This is a genomic window from Arsukibacterium sp. (genome assembly GCF_041616895.1).
Lineage (GTDB): Bacteria > Pseudomonadota > Gammaproteobacteria > Enterobacterales > Alteromonadaceae > Alishewanella.
The window spans coordinates 1-20,407 of sequence record NZ_JBFJPY010000032.1 but is presented as its reverse complement, the minus strand read 5'-3'; the positions used below and the strand labels follow the sequence as shown (position 1 = coordinate 20,407).

The window sequence follows — 20,407 nt, the reverse complement described above, 5'->3', positions numbered from 1 at the left end:
GCGGCCCATACAATGAGGTCGTTATGTCAGATGTGGTAAGCGCTTTACTTGATCAGCTTGAAACCGAATTAAAACAACAGCAATTGTGGAGTGATTCGTCGCCCGATGCTTTGGCTATGGCAAGTTCATTGCCTTTTTGCTGTGACACGCTGCGCCTTGAGCAATGGTTGCAATTTGTTTTTTTGCCCAAGCTAAGGTTTTTATTGCAAACAAGGCGGCCCTTGCCCGCCAAAGTTAGTGTGTTGCCTTATGCGCAAGAGGTTTTTAAAACGCAGTATTCCCGTTTAGGCCCTCTGCTAAGCCTGATCGCGCGAATTGATCGCGCGCTGACAGGTGAGCCATGAGTTCAGCCGAACCTTTTGTGCTCACGGCACCCCTGAACATCCTGTATCAGGATCAGTACCTTGTTGCCGTGGATAAACCCAGTGGCATGCTGGTACATCGCTCATTTTTAGACAAGCATGAAACTGTGTTTGTTATGCAAACGCTGCGCGATCAAATTGGCCAGCATGTGTTTCCGGTGCATCGCTTAGACCGGCCTACCTCTGGGGTATTGTTGTTCGCGCTATCGGCAGACATTGCCCGTTTGCTGGGCGAACAACAAGAGAAAAAGCAATGGCGTAAACATTATCTGGCGGTGGTTCGCGGTTTTTTAGCGCAAGGTGGCGAACTGGATTACCCATTAAAAGAGCAGTTGGATAAAATTGCTGATAAATTCAGCCGGGATGACAAAGCAGCACAACATGCCATTACCCGATATCAGCCATTACAGCAGGTGGAGCTGCCGATCCCGGTCAGTAAGTATCCGGCGGCCCGTTATTCGCTGGTGGCATTACAACCGATTACCGGACGCAAACACCAGTTGCGCAGGCACCTGGCACATATACGCCATCCTATTGTAGGGGATACCAGCCATGGTGATGGTAAACATAATGCGTTGTTTAAAGATAATTTTAATTGCAGACGTTTGTTACTCGTGGCAAAACAGCTACAGCTTGCTCATCCGGTTACCGGCGAAACTTTAGTGTTTAGTGCCGGTCTGAACGAACTTGAGCCACTGTTTGACCTATTTGGCTGGCCTGTGGACGAGCACTATTATCAGCAGCAATTCGCTGCGTACTTTCTGGAGGAAAAATGGCAAAAATTGCCCTGATCGTCGGTTCTGTTTATGGTGGCGCACAGTATGTCGCTGAGCAGGCATTGCCGTTGTTAGCCGAACTGGGTCATGAGGTCGCTTTGTATGAAGAGCCTAAACTGGATGAGGTCCTGGCGTTTGAACCACGGGTGTGGCTGGTTATCACTTCTACTACTGGGCAGGGCGATATACCTGATAATTTACTGCCATTTTATCTTGATGTTAAAAGCCGTTTCCCGCTGTTAACCGGTAAGCAGTTTGCGGTAATTGCGCTGGGCGATAGCAGCTATGATACCTACTGTGGTGCCGGCGAGCAGATGCGTGAGCTGTTGTTAGAAATTCAGGGCCATGAACTGGCACCTATGCTTAGAATAGATGCTTGTGAGACCCTGGAGCCCGAAGGGGTCGCTTTAGCCTGGCTGGAGCAGCAGGCTAAAAATATCTGAGTAAACCGATGCTAATACCACCACTAATTAAAATAACAGTGGTGGCAAGGACCAGTTTTTTGGCCAGTGCTCTGCTGCCCAGCAACATCACCATGCCGCATTTTACCAGGGTATTACTTAATGCTGCGACGGTAATGGCGCCGGCTGCCAGGGTAAGGCCAGCAGTGGCTGTTCTGGCGTAATCGGCTAAGGATAGGGTAATAGCATCTACGTCTGTTAAGCCGGCTATTGCTGCCAGCAAATACAGGGTTTCACTTGGGGTATACAACTGAACAAATTTTACCAGCAGCAGCACCGTCGCGAATAACAGCCCAAATTTAATCGCAGCAAGCAGGCTAAAAGGGTTTTTAACGGTAACTTCACTTTGCTCTGGGCGATCAGGTTGACTGTTACCCCGCCAAAAATAAAATCCTGCCAAGGCTGCAGTGGTTGCTGCCATTGCCCCAAAAGGAATTAACAGCAATGGAAGCAGCGGTTTAAATACGATAGTGATGGTTACCAGTACCCTGATAAACATCACTAACCAGGCAAGTAAGATACCCGTAGCCTGCGTATTCGCCGCCAAGTCACTGGGGTTAGTTTTGCTGTTTCTGGCGAAGCTTAGCGTGGTGGCTGTTGACGACGCCAGACCTCCGGTTATGCCAGTGACCACTGTACCGTGCGCTTCCCCTAACCAGCGCACAGCAACATAGCCAAGCAATGACATTGCAGATATTAAGACTACCAATAACCATAGCCGGTAAAGATTGAGCGCCTGCCAGGGGTCAACTGGCTCACTGGGTAGCAGTGGCAGTACAATAAAACTGGCGATTAACAACTTCATGATGGCATATAAGTCGTCATTCCCCACTTTATCTACCAGGCCATGAAGCGGCTGCTTAAACGTCAGAATGGCCGAAGTTAAAATACCCAGCATTACTGCCAGCTCTGTATAGCCATACATCACTGCGCCACCAAGCAGGCAGACAGTAATTGCACTGATTTCACTGGTTAAACCGCCAAATTCATCGCGGTGACGGTTTTGCATAACATAGGCAACGGCTGCAACCACGCCAACGATCAGCGTTACCATAATGAACAACCAGGGTGCCTGAAGGTGTAATGATAACCAGGCTGAAATCGCCCCAGCCTGAGCGACCAGAATAAAGGTACGCAAACCACCAAAGCTGCCGGGTTGGGTATTGCGCCGGTGCTTCTCGCGTTCCATGCCCACCAGAGCACCGAGCAACAGAGCAATGAGGAATTTCTGAACCAGCTCAAAATCAAATGCAGTCATGTTATCAATAGCTCTTAACAATATTTGTCGAGTTTGCGGTATTGCGCCTGGCCGGGACGTTGTTGCTCCGGATCGTTTTGCAGAGCCAGCTTGTCAACCCACATTGCAGTGGCGCCACAGACCGCGATGGGCATGACAAATAAGTTAAACAACGGGATCATACAGCCAATATTTACCATGATACCGAAGCTGAAGCTACTGGCAGGCTGGCTTCGCAACTGGCTGCGCATGGTGTCAAAATCAATTTTATGGTTATCAAACGGATAGTCCAGATACTGAATTGCCATCAGCCAGCTGGTAAACAGGAACCACAGCACCGGGCCAATGACCGGCAAAAATAAAAATAGCAAAAATAAAACAATCGCCCGCGGCAGTGCATAACGTAATTTTTGCCATTCGCGAAGCAGCATCCGGGGGATATCCCTGATAAAACCACTAAAGCCAACCTCAGGTAGTGGCTTACCGGTTAAGTGTGCTTCTACTTTTTCACTGAGTAAGCCATTAAATGGCGCAGCAATAAAATTGGCGACCATAGTAAAGCTGTACGCCAGGCCGATCACCAGTGACATCACACCAAGTGGAATAAGCAGGTACTCCAGCCAATGTAACCAGCTGGGCAAGTATGTTTGCACCGCAGCAATCATTGCTGCGACTTGTTGTAATAGCAGATAAAAAGCCAGCGAGAATAAGACCAGGTTAATCAGTAAAGGGATGAGAACAAAGCGCTTGAGCCCTTTAGTACCCATAAGTGTTGCGCCCTGAAAAAAATAATGCATTTTCACTCCCTTATCGTCAAACCAACCATCCAGTTTGCAGTATAAAGTGTTACAGGCAAATGAGCTGCTCAATGATCCGGATATTTGGTAACAGAATATAATAACACTAAAGTTTTGCTGGTCGGAGCGCTGGTTTTTTGTGCTAGAATGCATGCTGTTTTTTGTCGCGAAACGACAATACTTTTTGACGGACAAATTAAGGGTGATCTATGACAATGTTAGGTTCAGCACTGGTATTTGGTTTAACAACCGTTTTCTTTCTGGTCGGGCTTACCTGTCTGATATCAGCCTTGTTGGTGCCGGCCGACGCCGGGCCAGAAAAGCGTTTTGAGAAACGCCTCGAATATAGCATTTTCGCTGTCGGCGGGTTGGTGGGTTTCACGGTATTAACGATATTTGGGTAATGTTGAACATAAGAGGCAGCCTGAACTGCCTTTTATGTTGTCACGCTGACGAGTTATTCGACGCTACGCAGCAGGGCATTAATTCCTACTTTAGCTCGGGTTTGCGCATCCACTTTTTTGACAATTATCGCCGCATAAAGATTATGGCTGCCATCTTTAGCCGGTAAAGTGCCGGGCACTACCACCGCACCCGCAGGTACTCTGCCATAAGTGATTTCGCCGGTTTCGCGATCATAAATTCGGGTGCTCTGGCTGATGTAAACACCCATCGATAAAACGGCGCCTTCTTCCACAATAACGCCTTCTACCACTTCTGAGCGGGCGCCAATAAAACAGTTATCTTCAATAATGGTCGGGTTAGCCTGCAATGGCTCCAGTACGCCGCCAATACCAACACCACCAGAAAGGTGAACATTTTTGCCAATCTGGGCGCAGCTGCCGACGGTTGCCCAGGTATCTACCATAGTACCCTCGCCAACATATGCACCAATGTTCACGTAGCTTGGCATCAGTACCACGTTTTTGCCAATGTAACTGCCCTGGCGCGCTGCGGCAGGCGGCACCACCCGCACACCATCAGCGCGAAACATGGCATCGGTATAGTTGGCAAACTTCATGGGAACTTTGTCAAAAAAACGGTTTTCTGCACCGTCCATTACGCCGTTGTCATTGATCCGAAAAGACAACAACACGGCCTTTTTCAGCCACTGGTGGACTACCCATTCGCCTGCTATTTTTTCGGCAACCCTTGCCTTGCCGCTATCGAGCTGCGCAATGGCCTGCTGCACAGCATGCTTTACTTCGGCAGATACCGTGCTGGGGGTGATGTCGGTGCGAAGCTCGAATGCATTTTCAATAATGCTTTTTAATTCAGACATGGTGATAGTTCAGCCTTCTGTTTCCTGTGAGAGTTGTGAAATCAGCACCCGTTTAAGCTGGCTTTGTTCATCGCTGCTTAATGCCTGGTCCTGAGCGTTTGATATCATAAAAAAGTCTTCGGCGCGCTCGCCGATAGTGGTAATTTTGGCGGCGTGAATATTAACCCCGCTACGCTGAAATACCTCGCCGATATCTGCCAGTAACCCGGGCGTATCGAGCGCGGCTATTTCAATCATGGTCCGAGCTTTGGTGTTGCCGGGCAAAAACACCACCTTTGGCGGCACGTTAAACTGGCGCATCTGGCGGGACAGACGCGGTTTTTGCCTGGATAAGTCTGGTTTGCCAGCAATATACAGTTCTAACGCCCGTTTAATACTGGTAAGTCGCGACGGTGAACTGACGGGCTCGCCATTTTGTTCAAGAATCACAAACGTATCCATCGCATAGCCATCTTTGTTGGTCATGATCTGGGCATCAAAAATATTCACTTTTTTACTGTCCAGAGCGGCGACCAGACGCGCGAATAACCCCGGCTGATCCGGGGTATGGATAAATACCTGGGTGCCGCCGCGAATGGGCGTTTTACTGATTAAAACCAGTGGTTCTGCCCGGTCTTTATGGCGCAGGATATGCTCACAATGCCAGGCTATTTGTTTGGCACTGTAGCGGGCAAAATAGTCTGCTTTTATTCTGCTCCACAATTGCAGTATTTCTGTTTCACTGAAGGTTTGTTTTAGCAGTAATGGTAAAGCTTCACTTTGGTTTTCCCGGATCAGATCGCGTAAATCCATCGGTTTTTCCAGGCCGCGGCGAAATGCTTTTTGGGTTGCCAGGAATAACTCGCGCAACAATGAGCCTTTCCAGTCATTCCACAAATTATCATTGGTGGCGCGGATATCGGCCAGGGTTAAACAATAAAGGTAGTTAAGCCGGGTTTCGTCCCGCACTTTCTCAGCAAATTCGGTAACAACCGCCGGGTCGTGGATGTCCCGGCGCTGGGCGGTAACGGACATCAGTAAGTGGCTTTCTACCAGCCAGGCAACCAGTTTACTGTCGAACTCGCTGAGCTTATGCAATTTCGCAAATTCACGTACATCCATGGCGCCGAGCTCGGAGTGATCGCCGCCTCTGCCTTTAGCAATATCATGAAAGATACCAGCCAGATACAATAGCTCAGGTTTTTCCATCCGTTTGACGATGTCGGTGCAAAGTGGAAACTCACTTTCATGCTCGGGCTGGGTATACTTATATAAGTTTTTCAACAGGCGGTGAGTATGTTCGTCCACGGTATAAGCATGGAATAAATCAAACTGCATCTGACCGACGATATTACGCCACTGCGGCAAATAGGCAGCCAGCACGCCGTAGCGATGCATTAGGGTTATGGCTTTATCCATACCCCGCGGATGGCGCAGTAAAGCGAGAAAGAGCTGACGACAGGCTTCATAGTCCTGTAAGTCCCCCATTAAGCGTCGGCGCACCTGCCGCAGTAAGCGTAAGGTGGTAGAGTGAATGCCGGTAATATTTGAGTTATTGGCAATATGCCAGAACAGCCGTAACAGGTTATCCCGGCGGGCAAAAATGGCATTGTCCCGCGCTTTGATTAAGTGGCCGCTCAGTTCAAAGTAGTCGTCCAGTTGCTGAACTTTTACCTTGCTGCCCTGATTTAAAATACTGCCCTCAAAATGTTGTAATAACATTTCGTTTAATTCGCTGACCCGCTGCACCGTGCGGAAAAACCGTTTCATCATCCGCTCTACCGAAGCTTTGCCATCGGCGCCAAAGCCTAAGCGCTCGGCTGCCGCCGGCTGATAATCAAATAAAATTCGGTTTTCATTACGTCCTGCCTCGATATGCAGGGCAAAACGCATCTGCCACAGGTAGGCTTCACATTCCATCAGTTCCTGATACTCATCCTCTGTCAGGTATTGATAAGCCACCAGTTCACGCATGGTGCGGGTGTTAAAGTGTTTTTTGGCAACCCAGCCGATGGTTTGAATATCCCGAAGCCCACCGGGGTTGGCTTTAAGGTTAGGCTCTAAATTATAGGCCGTGCCGTGATACTGAGCGTGGCGCTGTTGCTGCTCGTGCCTTTTAGCCTGGAAAAACTGCTGACTGCTCCAGAAATCGTTACCGTTTATTTGCTGTTGTAACTGTTCAAATAAAGGTTTGTTGCCGGTAAGCAGGCGCATCTCCAATAAATTTGTGGCGATGGTTATGTCGTCTTTGCCCAGCTTAATGGTTTCTTTTAAGGTGCGGACACTATGGCCAACTTCCAGACGCAAATCCCACAAACTGGTAATAAAACTGGCGATAGCTTCTTGCTGGCTGTTCGTTAAACGCCGATCAGACAAAATCAGTAAATCGATGTCTGAATAGGGGTGAAGCTCGCCGCGACCGTATCCTCCTACGGCAATTAAACACAGGTTTTGTTCTTTAGATAACGAGAAGTGTTGCCACAGTTGGCTCAGGACATTGTCAATAAAGCGGGCTCTGGCTTTTACCAGGCCATTTATCGGTTGGTGCTCAAAACTGCGCACCAGCCAGTCATGAAAGTCGTTAAAGTGCTTTTTATAATTTTCCAGGGTAAAGCTGGCGGGCAATGACCGGTTAAATTGTAATGTTTGCGTCATGCGACTTCCTGCTGAGCGGTTAGTAAGCGGTTACTCTGCTATCAAGTGGCGCTCCAGCGCCTCGTCACTGCGCAAAGTCAGAATTTCACAGCCATCATCAGTGACCAGCAATGTATGTTCAAACTGGGCAGACAGACTGCGATCTTTGGTTACTACGGTCCAGCCATCTTTTAACATTTTACTGTGACGGCCACCGGCGTTAATCATTGGTTCTATGGTTAAACACATACCGGTTTTCAGCACTTCGCCGGTGCCTGGTTTACCGTAATGCAATACCTGAGGGTCTTCATGAAAAACCGCACCGATACCATGACCGCAGTATTCACGAACAACTGAATAACTGTGCTTTTCTGCATGCTGCTGAATAACATGGCCAATATCGCCCAGCCGTACACCGTTTTTCACCAGCTTTAACGCCAGATATAAACATTCCTGGGTTACTCTGATCAGCCGCTCAGCCATGATGCTCGGTTTACCAACCACAAACATTTTCGAAGTATCACCATGGTAGCCGTCTTTGATCACGGTAATGTCAATATTAACAATGTCGCCGTCTTTTAGCGCTTTGTCATTCGGAATGCCGTGGCAAATTACTTGATTCACTGAGGTGCAAATAGACTTAGGAAAGCCATGATAATTAAGCGGGGCAGGGATACCCTGCTGCTCGTTGACGATGTAATCGTGGCAAAGCGTATTGAGTTCATCAGTGGTGATGCCGGCCTGGACATGCGGGCCGATCATTTCTAATACTTCTGCTGCCAGACGGCCAGCGACTCGCATTTTCTCAATTTCGGCGGCGGTTTTAATATTTGCTGTCATCACTCTCTCTCGGTCACTTCGGTTGCGGTAATCAGTACGGCTACTAAGACCGCTGGAAAAATACACATTTCATTGTGTTTGGCAGCTTACTATGGTATAAAGCGCGCCGCAAATTAGCAAATTGCATTGTACTTTTCTTTTCCGGGAGCCGAAGCTTATTTTTGATAACTTCTGGTTCTTAGTTATAAAAAGCTGATGCGCTGGTTTGCCAAACTAAACTTAAATTTTAAATAACACACATGCATCGACACATATGCCGGGGTGCCTCTGCCAAAGCAAGGGTCGGGATATGGGATGCATGGAGGCCTAACCCCCAAACAGGAAATAATATCATGGCAAAAGTTTCTATGCGCGACATGCTCCAGGCGGGCGTGCACTTCGGTCACCAAACCCGTTACTGGAACCCAAAAATGAAACCGTTCATTTTTGGTGCCCGTAATAAAGTTCATATCATCAACCTTGAGCAAACCGTACCAATGATGAATGACGCCTTAGCGTTTATTCAACAGGTATCTGCCAAGAAAGGTAAGATCTTATTCGTTGGTACCAAGCGTGCCGCGTCTGAAGCCATCAAAGAAGCGGCAGCGAAAGTTGACCAATTCTATGTTAACCACCGCTGGTTAGGTGGCATGCTGACTAACTGGAAAACGGTTCGTCAGTCAATCAAACGTTTAAAAGACCTGGAGTCGCAAAGCCAGGACGGTACTTTCGACAAGCTGACCAAAAAAGAAGCTTTAGACCGTACCCGTGAAATGGATAAGCTGGAAAAAAGCTTAGGCGGTATCAAGGACATGGGCGGTTTACCAGACGTGCTGTTCGTGATCGACGCTGACCATGAACACATCGCGATCAAAGAAGCCAACAACCTGGGTATTCCAGTAGTATCAGTAGTTGATACTAACTCTGATCCTAAAGGTGTTGACTATGTGATCCCAGGTAACGACGATGCTATCCGCGCTATCCAGTTATATTTGGCAGCGGTAGGTCAGGCTATCCAGGAAGGTCGTGACAAAAACATCGAAGTTCAGGCAGAAGCCGAAAGCTTCGTTGAAGCAGAATAATTTTTCTGACATTTAAGCCTTAACGCTTAAAACAGAAGACCTTTGCAACAGGGGCAACTCTTGCCCCTGTTTGTCCAACCGGAATTAATACGAGGAAGCTCCCATGGCTGTAACTGCGGCTTTAGTAAAAGAACTTCGCGAGCGCACTGGCGCTGGCATGATGGATTGTAAAAAAGCATTGGAAGAAACAGGCGGCGACATTGAAGCGGCCATTGATGCCATGCGTAAAAGCGGCTTAGCCAAAGCGGCTAAAAAGGCCGGCCGTATTGCCGCGGAAGGCGTTATTATTACCCGCGTTGCTGACGGTTATGGTTTAGCAGTAGAGTTTAACTGCGAAACGGACTTTGTTGCCCGCGATGCTAACTTCCTGGCGTTTGCGAACAGCGTTGCTGATTTAGCGCATGCCAACAAGTTATTCACTGCTGAAGCTATTTTAGCGGCTGATTTAAACGGCACTTCAGTTGAAGATACCCGTGCTACCCTGGTTGCCAAGATTGGTGAAAACATCAATGTGCGCCGTGCTGCAGTTGTTGAAGGTGCGGTAATTGGCCAGTATGTTCACTCAGGCCGTATTGGTGTATTAGCAGTGCTGGAAGGCGGTAACGAAGACGTAGCAAAAGATGTTGCTATGCACGTTGCAGCAAACAACCCAAGCTATGTTAATCCGGAAGACGTTTCTGCTGAAGTAGTAGAGCGTGAGCGCCAAATCCAGATCGACATTGCTGTTAACAGCGGTAAGCCAAAAGAAATCGCTGAGAAAATGGTTGCCGGCCGGATGAGCAAGTTTACTGGTGAAGTAAGCTTAACCGGACAGCCTTTTGTTAAAGATCCGTCAATGAGCACTGGCGAATTCTTAAAGCAAAACAGCGCCAAAGCAATCTCTTTCATTCGCTTAGAAGTGGGTGAAGGTATTGAAAAGAAAGAAGAAGATTTTGCTGCTGAAGTAGCTGCACAGATCGCCGCGGCGAAAAAGTAATTTACGCTTTAGCAAATTGGCAAAACCCGCTAGAATAACCGCGACCTAAGGTCGCGGTTTTTTTATGTCTTTTATCCAGCACTTTTCAGCACTAGGGGCACTCATGAGTATCAATCCAAAACCAACCTACCGACGCATTCTGTTAAAATTAAGCGGTGAGGCCCTGATGGGCGACGAGGGCTTTGGTATCGACCCAAAAGTACTGGACCGGATGGCGCAGGAAATTAAAGAGCTGGTTGAACTTGGCGTGCAAGTCGGTATCGTCATTGGCGGTGGCAATATTTTCCGTGGTGAGGGCCTGGCGAAAGCTGGCATGAACCGGGTGGTTGGTGACCATATGGGCATGCTGGCGACGGTAATGAATGGGCTGGCGATGCGCGATGCACTGCATCGGGCCTATGTTAATGCGCGAATGATGAGTGCTATTCCGTTAAATGGCGTGTGTGATAATTACAGTTGGGCTGAGGCAATCAGCTATTTAAAATCAGGGCGGGTAGTAATTTTTTCTGCTGGCACCGGTAACCCGTTTTTTACCACTGACTCCGCAGCCTGCTTACGTGGTATCGAAATTGAAGCTGATGCCGTATTAAAAGCCACGAAAGTGGAGGGGGTATATTCCGCTGATCCGGTTAAGGACCCGGAGGCAACGTTATATAGTCAGTTAACCTACACTGAAGTGCTGGATAAAGAATTAAAAGTGATGGATTTAGCGGCGTTTACCTTGGCCCGGGATCATAATTTACAAATCCGGGTGTTTAATATGAATAAACCAGGTGCGTTAAAACGGGTAATTATGGGCGAAGAGGAAGGCACCGTTATCGACCACGCCGAGAATTTACAGTAAACTAGCCGCAATCTTGGCTGCGGCATAGCCAAAATCATTGAAGTTGCAGGTAGGCGGCAAGTGAGTGAAACCCCATGAGCATAGCCGTCTATGTGATTGGGTTGAGCGAGCGATGCCAACACCGCTGCAGCTTCAAGGATAACGGGTATATATGAAAAATAAGGATAACGATCGTGATAAACGACATTATTAAAGACAGTAAAGTTAGAATGGAAAAAAGCGTTGATGCGCTTAAATCACAATTAAACAAAGTGCGCACTGGTCGGGCTCATCCGAGCTTGCTGGATGGCATTCAGGTTTCTTATTATGGTGCAGACACCCCGTTGCGCCAGATGGCCAATATTTCAATTGAAGACGCACGTACGCTGAGCATCAGTGTGTTTGACAAAAGTTTAGTGCAAGCGGTTGAGAAAGCCATTATGTCATCAGATTTAGGTCTGAATCCGATGTCAGCCGGAACCAGCATTCGGGTGCCACTGCCAGCGCTGACCGAAGAGCGGCGTCGCGATTTGGTGAAGGTAGTTCGTGCTGAAGCCGAGGGTGGCCGGGTAGCCGTTCGTAATATTCGCCGTGACGCTAACGCTGAATTAAAAGCTCTGTTAAAAGACAAAGACATTAGCGAAGATGATGAGCGCCGGGCAGCTGACGAAGTGCAGAAAGTGACGGATACTTATGTTAAAAAGATTGACGAAGTACTGGCCGACAAAGAAAAGGAATTGATGGAGGTTTAACCTAACTAACCACTATCAGGTAATAGCGCCGTATCGGCTAAGCTGTGCGGCGCTTTTTATTATGGTTTGACATAGCATTGTTAAACGATAAAGCGGTATAAAAGCAATTCAAAAGGACAGGTCTTATTCTATGACTGCAGAGTCGCAGATCGGGCAACAGACGTTACCTCGCCATGTGGCCATCATCATGGATGGCAATGGGCGCTGGGCGCAACGTCAAGGGAAACCAAGGGTGTGGGGCCATAAAAAAGGTGCGGAAGCGGTGCGCCGGGCAGTCAGTTTTTGCCGGCAATTAGGTATTCCATCGCTTACCTTATTCGCCTTTAGCAGTGAAAACTGGCGCCGTCCACAAACGGAAGTTGATACCCTGATGCAACTGTTTATGCTGGTGCTAAAAAAAGAAGTTAAAAACCTGCACAAGCATAATGTTAAGTTACAAATAGTAGGCGATTTGTCTGCCTTTGATCAAAAGCTTCGGGCCAGTATTAGCGCTGCCGAAGCATTGACCGCAGGCAATACCGCTATGACATTAAATATTGCAGCAAATTATGGTGGCCGCTGGGATATGCTCAACGCCGCGCGCCAGCTTGCGATCAAAGTCCACGCGAACGAGCTGCTGCCTGAAGCGATGACTGAGCAAATGCTGGCAGAGCAGATGCAGTTGCATGATCAACCGGAGCTTGATTTACTTATTCGCACCGGCGGTGATTTACGGATCAGCAACTTTTTATTATGGCAGGCTGCTTATGCCGAGTTGTGGTTTACAGAAACCCTGTGGCCAGACTTTGACAAAACCGTATTTGCTGATGCGATAGCGGCATTTGTCAACCGGGAACGTCGCTTTGGATGTACAGGTGAGCAAATACAGGCTTTGCTGCACAATAAAGGATAACAATATTGTTTAAACAACGACTTCTTACCGCATTATTGCTGGCACCTCTGGCCTTGCTGGCGGTGTTTTATTTGCCGCTAAGCGGCTTTGCGTTGTTTGTCTCTGTGGCTTTCTTGCTGGGTGCCTGGGAATGGAGTGGTTTTTGTGGCCTGGCCAATCGGACGATGCGCGCGGCGTATACTGTGCTTACCGGGGCAATCCTACTGGCGCTGTATTACATTCAGCCGATAGCGTTGCAGTATCTGTTCGCTGATGCCTTTACCCTGACACTGGTTATCGCAGGGGTCATATGGTGGCTGCTGGCGGTAGTACTGGTGCTGACGTTTCCACGAAGCCAGGTATTCTGGGCGGGTCGTGACTGGTTAAAAGCACTGATGGGTTGGTTAACGCTATTACCTGCCTGGAGCGCGATTGTCTTTGTGCGTGGGCTGGAATACCCGCAGGCTGAATTTACCGGCGCCTGGTTATTGTTTGGCTTATTGGGTCTGGTTTGGGCTGCTGATATTGGCGGTTATATTATTGGCAAGCCTTTTGGTAAAACCAAGCTATTGCCTAAAGTCAGTCCGGGAAAAACTCTTGAGGGAATGCTTGGTGGTATGGCTCTGGTATTAGTGCTGGTAAGCGCAGTGGGTTACTGGCAAGGCTGGCCAACTCAAATTCTATATTGGTACCTTGCTGCGGTTTTGTTAACGGCGCTGTCAGTATTCGGTGATTTAACCGAGAGCATGTTCAAACGGGCGGCCGGAAAAAAAGATAGTGGCGCCTTTCTACCAGGGCATGGCGGTATTCTGGATCGGATCGACAGCCTGACTGCCACGGCACCATTATACGCCTTGTTACTGGCATTATTTGGCGGCTTTAATTGATGCGACACGTGGTTATTCTGGGCTCTACCGGTTCTATTGGTTGTAGCACCTTGTCGGTGCTGGCGATGCACCCTCAGCAATTTAGTGTACTGGCACTGACGGCAGCGACACAAACCAGTAAATTGTTAGCCCAGTGTCTGGAATTCAGACCCCGTTTCGCGGCCATGCTATGCCCTAAGGCCGCCGCTGAGCTGAAGACAGCTTTAAAGCAACAAGGTTGTGCTACCGAAGTGATGGCTGGCCCGGATGCATTAAACGCGCTGGCAGCGCACCCAGATGCTGATGTGGTAATGGCGGCTATTGTCGGTGCAGCGGGGCTATTGCCAACTTTAGCCGCGGTAGAGCAAGGCAAAACGGTATTATTGGCAAATAAAGAAGCGTTGGTGATGTCAGGTGAGTTGTTTATGGATAAAGTGGAGCGTCATGGCGCAACGCTGTTACCCATAGACAGCGAACACAATGCTATTTTTCAGTGCTTGCCAGCAGCATTTCAGCACGCGCAGAAGCGACCGGCACTGGCTGAAATGGGCATCGCAAAATTGCTATTGACGGGCAGTGGCGGGCCTTTTCTCAATAGAGCACTGGATAGTCTGGCCTCGGTAACGGTGGCTGAAGCGGTTGCTCACCCAAACTGGATCATGGGACAGAAAATTTCAGTTGATAGCGCCACTATGATGAATAAAGGCCTGGAATTTATTGAAGCCCGCTGGTTATTTAACTGTGCACCAGCAGATATTGACGTCGTGATTCATCCACAAAGTATTATTCACTCTATGGTGCAATATTCTGATGGTTCCGTATTAGCCCAGCTTGGCCAGCCCGATATGCGTACGCCGATCGCTCATGCCCTGGCGTTTCCACAGCGGATGAGCAGTCCGGTGCAACCGCTCGATTTCAGCCAGCTTGCCAATTTCAGTTTTAGTAAACCAGACCCGGAGCGATACCCTAATTTGTATCTGGCCATCGCCGCCTGTGCGGCAGGGCAGGGGGCGACTACTGCATTGAATGCGGCGAATGAAGTGGCAGTTGGCGCATTTATTGACGGCCAAATTCGTTTTACTGACATTTGTCGCGTAAATGAAAAATGTCTGGCACATTTCCTTAACTATGCTACCCGCTCGCTGGATGATATAGTAGCGCTCGATTTTGAAGCCCGCGCATATGCGCAGCAGTTGCTAAGGACACTAAATTAATGGCGGTATTTTTGTGGAATGCCTTTACCTTTGTCATTGCACTGGGGTTATTGGTTACCGTTCATGAGTTTGGTCATTTCTGGGTTGCCCGGAAAAATGGCGTACTGGTAAAGCGTTTTTCAATAGGATTTGGTAAGGCACTTTTCAGCTGGCGGGATCGTCAGGGTACTGAATTTGTTATTGCGGCAATCCCGCTCGGTGGCTACGTGCGAATGTTGGACGAGCGCATTGATCCGGTGTTGCCACAGTTTGCTGATCTGGCGTTTAATCACAAAACAGTCTGGCAGCGCATGGCAATCATTGCCGCGGGACCTGCTGCAAATTTTATCTTTGCCATTTTTGTATTATGGCTGATGTATCTGATTGGGGTGCAAGAAGCCAAGCCGGTTATCGCAGCAGTGCAACCGCAGTCTATTGTGGCTGAGGCCGGCGTGCGGAGCGACGAGCAAATTATCAGTATTAATGGCCATAGCGCCAGAGATTTACGCAGTACTAATTTACTGTTGGTTGAGCAGCTTGGCAGGCCAAGAATGACGATAGGCTTGCAAGAAGTTGGGTCTGGTCAACAGCGGCAAGTGGAGCTTAACCTTAGCGATTGGCAATTTGATCCTGAACAGCAAACCGTTTTTGACAGTTTAGGCATTAAGCTGATGCAGCCTGAAAGAACAACGGAATTATCACTGGTAGTACCTGAATCGGCTGCAGAGCGGGCAGGTTTGCAAAAAGGTGATATTGTCAGGCGGATTGACGGACAGCAGATTACTGACTGGCCAATGCTGGAAAAGCTCATCCAGCAAAATGCCGAGCAGACTTTGATACTTGAGATTAGCAGAGCCGGTCAGAGTATTGAGCTTGAAGCGATACCTGAATTGTTAACTCGGGAAGACGGTTTTACTCAGGGCATGTTAGGGATCCAGCCTGTTGTTACACCATGGCCCGAGGGTATTATTTACACCCAGCGTTATGGGGTAGTGGGTGCCATAGGCGAAGGCGTTAGCCAGACCTGGCAATTGACCCGTTTAAGTTTTGCGATGGTTGCAAAACTGCTGACAGGCGATGTGTCGGTTAAGCATTTAAGCGGGCCTATCTCGATTGCGCAAGGCGCAGGTGATACGGCCAGTATGGGCCTGATTGCCTTTTTAGCGTTTCTGGCGCTGATCAGCGTGAATCTGGCTGTAATTAATTTATTGCCGCTGCCCATTTTGGATGGTGGCCATTTAATGTATCTTGTGGTGGAACTAATACGCGGTAAACCTGTCTCTGAGAAGGCGCAGGAAATAGGTTTTCGCTTTGGAGCTTTAGTCCTGCTGATGTTAATGGGAATTGCGCTGCTCAACGATATTTCTCGTTTGTAATAAACTAATCATAAGTAGTTCAAATAATGACAATTAAACGATTAGTAGCTGCGATGTTACTTGCTACTGGCAGTAACTCGGTGCTCGCTGAAGAATCATTTACCGTTCAGGATATCCAGGTTGAAGGCCTGCAGCGCGTTGCGCTCGGTGCCGCCCTGAATAACCTGCCATTTACTATTGGTGACACTGTTACTGAGTACAGTTTGTCTCGTAGTATTAAAACTTTATATGGTGCAGGCCATTTTGACGATATCAAAGTGTTTCGCGATGGCAATACAGTCATTTATCGTTTAAAAGAGCGGCCAACCATCAGCAACATCGAATTTGATGGTAATAAAGACATCAAAGAAGAACAATTAAATGAAAGCCTGGCTGGTAATAAGGTTCAGGTTGGCGAGCCATTAGATAAAACGATCCTGAAAAATATCGAAAATGGCTTAACCGAATTTTACCACGGAGTGGGTAAGTATCAGGCGAAGGTTGAAGCTAAAGTTACCTATTTGCCCCGTAACCGGGTCAACTTGAAGCTGGAGTTTGATGAAGGCGATGCCGCGTCCGTTCGCCAGATAAATATTGTAGGTAATACCATCTTCTCTAACGAAGAGTTGCTTAACCAAATTGAATCGAAGCAGGATTTACCTTGGTGGCGCTTTTTATCTTCTGACCGTTATCAGAAGCAAACCTTGCAGGGCGATTTTGAGACAATAAACAGTTATTACCTTGATCGTGGCTATCTGCAATTTGACATAGAGTCGTCTCAGGTGTCAGTGAGCCCTGATAAAACCTCGGTATATGTCACCTTAAATGTTACCGAAGGTGAGCAGTACAATATCCGTGATGTGAGTTTTGTCGGCGATTTAATTGGTCAGGATGCTATTATCGAATCCATCCTGCCTCTTAAAGAAGGTCAGCTATATAACGGTGCGCTGGTGACTTACACTGAAGAGAGCATTGCTAAATTGTTAGCACGTTTTGGTTATGCGAATTCAAAAGTACGGACCATTCCGCAAATAGACGAAGAAAACAAACAAGTTGATCTGACCATCAGTGTCGACCCGGGTAAACGGGTCTATGTGCGCCGGATTGATGTGAAGGGTAACACTAATACCCGCGATGAAGTTATCCGGCGTGAACTGCGCCAGATGGAAGGGGCCTGGTTATCAAACGATTATCTGGAGCTCTCAAAAAACCGGATCCAGCGTTTACCCTACATTGAAGATGTTGGTTTCGAAACCGTACCGGTAACCGGTAGTGATGATCAAGTTGACGTGCTGTTTAACATTAAGGAGCAACCGTCGGGCAGCTTTAATGCTGGCATTTCGTATGGTAGCTACCAGGGGTTATCGTTTGAAGTGGGTGTGCAGCAATCCAACTTCTTTGGTACAGGCAACAGTGCGGGCATCAGTTTAAGTACCAACAAGTATCAGAAAAGTATTAACCTGAGTTATACCGATCCTTACTACACCCTTAATGGGGTAAGCTTAGGTGGTCAGTTATTCTACTCCGATATCGATTACAGTAGTGCCTCTTCTAACCTTGAAGCATACAACCAGCGCCGTTATGGTTTTGGCACAAACGTCGGTTATCCGATCAATGAATTTAACCGCTTAAATTTTGGCGCCAACTATGTGGTTAATAAAATAAACTCCATTCAGGAGTACGACCAGCTACGTCATTTCAGAGCCGTGTTGCTGGATGCGCAAAACCCGGATGGTGGCTACAACTTTACTAATTATGAGTTTAGTACCGGTTGGAGCCATAGCACATTAAATCGGGGGTTATTCCCGACCGCAGGCCGGATGCTGAGCTTGGTGTTAAAGGCAACGACCCCGAACTCTGATTTACAATATTATAAAGTACAGTTTGAAGCGCAGAATTATATTCCGCTGAGCAACGATCATCGTTGGTCATTCCGCAGTAAGCTGGAGCTTGGTTATGGTAATGGTTACGGTGACAAAGATGGCTATGATTACACCCTGCCATTTACCGAGAACTTCTATGCAGGTGGTTCTAACCTTCGTGGCTTTGAAAACCGGATTATCGGCCCTCATGCTATTTTCCGCTTTCCGGATTTAGTGCCAGGTATTCCTGATCCGCTTAATGGTAACGGTAGTTATCCGCAGAACCCGAATAGTGACAACTACATAGTCTCTTCGCGCTCAATTGGTGGCAATGCCATGGGGGTGCTGACCCTGGAGCTGATTACACCCACTCCGTTTATTGGTGAGGAGAATCGAAACTCAGTGCGAACCAGTTTGTTTGTTGACGCCGGTAATGTCTGGGATACTGAGTTTGATATAAACCGTTACGCCACCCTGACTCAGGACAGGGGATCGTCTGTAGGGCGCGGGGCACAGCCTTTTCTGATAGATTATGCGGACCCGAGTTTGATTCGTGCATCAGCTGGTGTATCGTTACAATGGATTTCACCGATGGGACCGTTAACATTCAGTCTGGCGAAAATCATCAAAAAGTATGAAGGTGATTTGCAGGAAAACTTTAGTTTTAATATTGGTACAACTTTCTAACAAAGGTATAGGGAAAATGATGTTTAAAAATACAGTAACTAAAACCGCCATTGTATTAGTCGCCGCGTTAGTGATGGCAGGCACTGCAGTTGCGAAAGAAATGAAAATTGCATTTGTTGATATTCAGGCGGTTGCAGCGCAAATTCCTCAGTCAGCCACTATTCAGGAGAATATCCGGACTGAGTTTGCTGCTAAAATAGATGAAATGAGCCAGTTAGAAAAAGACATCAACTTCAATATCGAAAAGTTGCGCCGCGACGGCCCGACCATGAGTGAACAACAACAGCAGGAGCTGGCGACGAAAGTGCAGCAGCAACGTCAGCAATATGAAGCGACCGCACGGCCATTGGATGAGCAAATTCGTGCCCGTCAGAACGAAGAGCGCAACAAAATTTTAGCGATGATCAAAGCCGCCATTGATGTGGTTGCAGAGCGTGAAAAGTTTGATGTTGTGCTAAATGCTGGTGCTGCGGTATATGCCAAGCCAGAGTATGATATCTCTGACGCGGTTGCAGCCCAGGTAAGTAAAGCTAAGAAGTAATACAGTGAAGTTATTATCAGAACTGGCTGAGCAACTTAATGCTCAGCTTGTCGGAAACGCCGCTTGCGGCGTTTCTGCCGTAGCAACTCTGGAGCATGCAGTTCAGGGTACTATTAGCTTTCTGGCAAATAGTAAGTATCGTAAATTCCTCAGTCAAACCAATGCTAGTGCGGTGCTTATTAAAGCGGACGATCTGCCATTTATGGCACCTGGCGTTAGTGCGTTAGTGGTTGCCGACCCTTATGTAGCCTTTGCTCAGATTGCCCAGTTACTAGACACTACCCCTGCCATTGCCACTGGCATTCACCCATCTGCTATAATTGATGCCTCAGCGACAATAGGAGAGCATTGTGCTATTGGGCCTAATGCGGTGATAAGTGAAGGTGCAGTGCTTGGTAAGGGGGTGCATTTAGGCGCTGGTACCGTCGTTGGCAAAGCCGCAAAAATTGGTTCGGACAGCCGGCTGTGGGCGAATGTGACGATTTATCACAATGTTGTTATTGGTAACAATTGCTTAATTCATAGTGGAACGGTAATTGGTTCGGATGGTTTTGGCTTTGCCAATAAAGCAGGAAACTGGCTGAAGATACCCCAGACAGGTACTGTCGTTATTGGCGATAATTGTGAGATAGGCGCCAATACCACCATCGATCGTGGTGCAATAGAAGACACCATGGTAGGTAACAACGTTATTATTGATAATTTATGTCAGCTTGCCCATAACGTGCAAATTGGCGATCATACTGCTATTGCCGGTTCTTCCAGCATTGCCGGCAGTACCAAAGTTGGTCGCTATTGTATTATTGGTGGTGGCGTTGGCGTCAATGGCCATATTGAAATAGCAGATGGCGTGCAGATTACCGGCATGTCAATGGTTACCCGTTCGCTTACCGAGAAAGGGGTTTATTCATCGGGTATCCCGGCAGCAACAAATGCGGAGTGGCGTCGCAACACCGCGCGTTTGCGCCAGGTTGAGCAATTATTTCAGCGGGTAAAACAGCTGGAGCAACAATTACAGCACATAAGTCAGGATGGACAAGAGCCATCGACAG

Annotated in this window: 20 protein-coding genes; 15 read left to right on the top strand and 5 right to left on the bottom strand. The window is 47.9% G+C overall.

The features are described 5' to 3' along the window. The first annotated feature begins 23 nt into the window (after window positions 1–23). From ABY802_RS07550 to ABY802_RS07540, 3 genes are read left to right on the top strand one after another with little or no spacing between them, the layout of a single operon-like run. Window positions 24–344 carry a YqcC family protein gene (locus tag ABY802_RS07550; RefSeq protein WP_372626428.1) on the top strand — a complete coding sequence of 107 codons (321 nt, stop codon included), beginning with the start codon at window positions 24–26 and terminating at the stop codon, window positions 342–344. Further along, entirely contained in the window at window positions 341–1,153 is an 813-nt protein-coding gene (truC, locus tag ABY802_RS07545) for a tRNA pseudouridine(65) synthase TruC (RefSeq protein WP_372626427.1), read from the top strand. The genes ABY802_RS07550 and truC overlap by 4 nt, the downstream gene beginning before the upstream one ends. Beyond that, a complete protein-coding gene (locus ABY802_RS07540; protein WP_372626426.1) occupies window positions 1,135–1,581 on the top strand; it encodes a flavodoxin in 447 nt (148 codons plus the stop codon). The genes truC and ABY802_RS07540 overlap by 19 nt, the downstream gene beginning before the upstream one ends. Here the strand turns inward: ABY802_RS07540 and ABY802_RS07535 are convergent. Next, window positions 1,568–2,857 (bottom strand): MgtC/SapB family protein, encoded by a 1,290-nt coding sequence (locus ABY802_RS07535; protein ID WP_372626425.1) that lies wholly within the window; start codon window positions 2,855–2,857, stop codon window positions 1,568–1,570. The genes ABY802_RS07540 and ABY802_RS07535 overlap by 14 nt on opposite strands. Window positions 2,858–2,871: 14 nt before the next feature. Beyond that, on the bottom strand, window positions 2,872–3,633 hold the full coding sequence (gene cysZ, locus ABY802_RS07530) for a sulfate transporter CysZ (protein ID WP_372626424.1): 762 nt from the start codon (window positions 3,631–3,633) through the stop codon (window positions 2,872–2,874). Between the two features lie 209 nt (window positions 3,634–3,842). Here cysZ and ABY802_RS07525 point away from each other — a divergent pair, with 209 nt between their 5' ends. Continuing rightward, window positions 3,843–4,037 (top strand): hypothetical protein, encoded by a 195-nt coding sequence (locus ABY802_RS07525; protein WP_372626423.1) that lies wholly within the window; start codon window positions 3,843–3,845, stop codon window positions 4,035–4,037. A 53-nt stretch (window positions 4,038–4,090) separates the two neighbouring features. Here the strand turns inward: ABY802_RS07525 and dapD are convergent, their stop codons facing one another. Genes dapD through map form a run of 3 tightly spaced genes read right to left on the bottom strand, consistent with a single transcriptional unit; the run spans window position 4,091 to window position 8,368 of the window. Then, window positions 4,091–4,915, bottom strand: coding sequence for a 2,3,4,5-tetrahydropyridine-2,6-dicarboxylate N-succinyltransferase (gene dapD / locus ABY802_RS07520; RefSeq protein WP_372626421.1), 825 nt, complete (start codon window positions 4,913–4,915; stop codon window positions 4,091–4,093). Window positions 4,916–4,924: 9 nt separating this feature from the next. Beyond that, the gene (gene glnD, locus ABY802_RS07515; protein WP_372626420.1) at window positions 4,925–7,549 is read right to left on the bottom strand and encodes a bifunctional uridylyltransferase/uridylyl-removing protein GlnD; all 2,625 of its coding nucleotides are present in this window, start codon (window positions 7,547–7,549) and stop codon (window positions 4,925–4,927) included. A 30-nt stretch (window positions 7,550–7,579) separates the two neighbouring features. After that, window positions 7,580–8,368, bottom strand: a complete 789-nt coding sequence (gene map / locus ABY802_RS07510; protein ID WP_372626419.1) for a type I methionyl aminopeptidase — start codon at window positions 8,366–8,368, stop codon at window positions 7,580–7,582. A 332-nt stretch (window positions 8,369–8,700) separates the two neighbouring features. Between map and rpsB the strand changes: the two genes are divergently transcribed. The 11 genes from rpsB to lpxD all read left to right on the top strand — a co-directional run. Then, complete coding sequence (gene rpsB / locus ABY802_RS07505; protein ID WP_019674885.1) at window positions 8,701–9,429, top strand: 30S ribosomal protein S2; 729 nt, start codon at window positions 8,701–8,703, stop codon at window positions 9,427–9,429. A 103-nt stretch (window positions 9,430–9,532) separates the two neighbouring features. Continuing rightward, entirely contained in the window at window positions 9,533–10,405 is an 873-nt protein-coding gene (tsf, locus tag ABY802_RS07500; protein ID WP_290611237.1) for a translation elongation factor Ts, read from the top strand. Between the two features lie 103 nt (window positions 10,406–10,508). After that, window positions 10,509–11,249, top strand: a complete 741-nt coding sequence (pyrH, locus tag ABY802_RS07495; RefSeq protein WP_372626418.1) for a UMP kinase — start codon at window positions 10,509–10,511, stop codon at window positions 11,247–11,249. 173 nt (window positions 11,250–11,422) lie between these two features. Beyond that, window positions 11,423–11,980, top strand: a complete 558-nt coding sequence (frr, locus tag ABY802_RS07490; protein WP_290611234.1) for a ribosome recycling factor — start codon at window positions 11,423–11,425, stop codon at window positions 11,978–11,980. Window positions 11,981–12,110: 130 nt separating this feature from the next. Further along, window positions 12,111–12,872, top strand: a complete 762-nt coding sequence (gene uppS / locus ABY802_RS07485) for a polyprenyl diphosphate synthase (RefSeq protein WP_372626417.1) — start codon at window positions 12,111–12,113, stop codon at window positions 12,870–12,872. A gap of 5 nt (window positions 12,873–12,877) precedes the next feature. Beyond that, window positions 12,878–13,738 carry a phosphatidate cytidylyltransferase gene (locus ABY802_RS07480; protein ID WP_372626415.1) on the top strand — a complete coding sequence of 287 codons (861 nt, stop codon included), beginning with the start codon at window positions 12,878–12,880 and terminating at the stop codon, window positions 13,736–13,738. Beyond that, on the top strand, window positions 13,738–14,931 hold the full coding sequence (gene ispC, locus ABY802_RS07475) for a 1-deoxy-D-xylulose-5-phosphate reductoisomerase (protein WP_372626414.1): 1,194 nt from the start codon (window positions 13,738–13,740) through the stop codon (window positions 14,929–14,931). Before ABY802_RS07480 ends, ispC begins: the two co-directional genes overlap by 1 nt. Continuing rightward, window positions 14,931–16,286, top strand: a complete 1,356-nt coding sequence (gene rseP, locus ABY802_RS07470; protein ID WP_372626412.1) for a sigma E protease regulator RseP — start codon at window positions 14,931–14,933, stop codon at window positions 16,284–16,286. Before ispC ends, rseP begins: the two co-directional genes overlap by 1 nt. Before the next feature lie 26 nt (window positions 16,287–16,312). After that, the gene (gene bamA, locus ABY802_RS07465; RefSeq protein ID WP_372626411.1) at window positions 16,313–18,814 is read left to right on the top strand and encodes an outer membrane protein assembly factor BamA; all 2,502 of its coding nucleotides are present in this window, start codon (window positions 16,313–16,315) and stop codon (window positions 18,812–18,814) included. Between the two features lie 16 nt (window positions 18,815–18,830). Next, the gene (locus ABY802_RS07460; RefSeq protein ID WP_372626409.1) at window positions 18,831–19,355 is read left to right on the top strand and encodes an OmpH family outer membrane protein; all 525 of its coding nucleotides are present in this window, start codon (window positions 18,831–18,833) and stop codon (window positions 19,353–19,355) included. A 4-nt stretch (window positions 19,356–19,359) separates the two neighbouring features. After that, a partial coding sequence (gene lpxD / locus ABY802_RS07455) for a UDP-3-O-(3-hydroxymyristoyl)glucosamine N-acyltransferase (protein ID WP_372626408.1) occupies window positions 19,360–20,407 on the top strand: 1,048 nt, incomplete at its 3' end.

Bases quoted from the DNA above. Each gene is read 5' to 3' on its own strand.
- ABY802_RS07550 (WP_372626428.1), top strand. From the start codon at position 24: ATGTCAGATGTGGTAAGCGCTTTACTTGATCAGCTTGAAACCGAATTA.
- truC (WP_372626427.1), top strand. From the start codon at position 341: ATGAGTTCAGCCGAACCTTTTGTGCTCACGGCACCCCTGAACATCCTG.
- ABY802_RS07540 (WP_372626426.1), top strand. From the start codon at position 1,135: ATGGCAAAAATTGCCCTGATCGTCGGTTCTGTTTATGGTGGCGCACAG.
- ABY802_RS07535 (WP_372626425.1), bottom strand. From the start codon at position 2,857: ATGACTGCATTTGATTTTGAGCTGGTTCAGAAATTCCTCATTGCTCTG.
- cysZ (WP_372626424.1), bottom strand. From the start codon at position 3,633: ATGCATTATTTTTTTCAGGGCGCAACACTTATGGGTACTAAAGGGCTC.
- ABY802_RS07525 (WP_372626423.1), top strand. From the start codon at position 3,843: ATGACAATGTTAGGTTCAGCACTGGTATTTGGTTTAACAACCGTTTTC.
- dapD (WP_372626421.1), bottom strand. From the start codon at position 4,915: ATGTCTGAATTAAAAAGCATTATTGAAAATGCATTCGAGCTTCGCACC.
- glnD (WP_372626420.1), bottom strand. From the start codon at position 7,549: ATGACGCAAACATTACAATTTAACCGGTCATTGCCCGCCAGCTTTACC.
- map (WP_372626419.1), bottom strand. From the start codon at position 8,368: ATGACAGCAAATATTAAAACCGCCGCCGAAATTGAGAAAATGCGAGTC.
- rpsB (WP_019674885.1), top strand. From the start codon at position 8,701: ATGGCAAAAGTTTCTATGCGCGACATGCTCCAGGCGGGCGTGCACTTC.
- tsf (WP_290611237.1), top strand. From the start codon at position 9,533: ATGGCTGTAACTGCGGCTTTAGTAAAAGAACTTCGCGAGCGCACTGGC.
- pyrH (WP_372626418.1), top strand. From the start codon at position 10,509: ATGAGTATCAATCCAAAACCAACCTACCGACGCATTCTGTTAAAATTA.
- uppS (WP_372626417.1), top strand. From the start codon at position 12,111: ATGACTGCAGAGTCGCAGATCGGGCAACAGACGTTACCTCGCCATGTG.
- ispC (WP_372626414.1), top strand. From the start codon at position 13,738: ATGCGACACGTGGTTATTCTGGGCTCTACCGGTTCTATTGGTTGTAGC.
- rseP (WP_372626412.1), top strand. From the start codon at position 14,931: ATGGCGGTATTTTTGTGGAATGCCTTTACCTTTGTCATTGCACTGGGG.
- bamA (WP_372626411.1), top strand. From the start codon at position 16,313: ATGACAATTAAACGATTAGTAGCTGCGATGTTACTTGCTACTGGCAGT.
- ABY802_RS07460 (WP_372626409.1), top strand. From the start codon at position 18,831: ATGATGTTTAAAAATACAGTAACTAAAACCGCCATTGTATTAGTCGCC.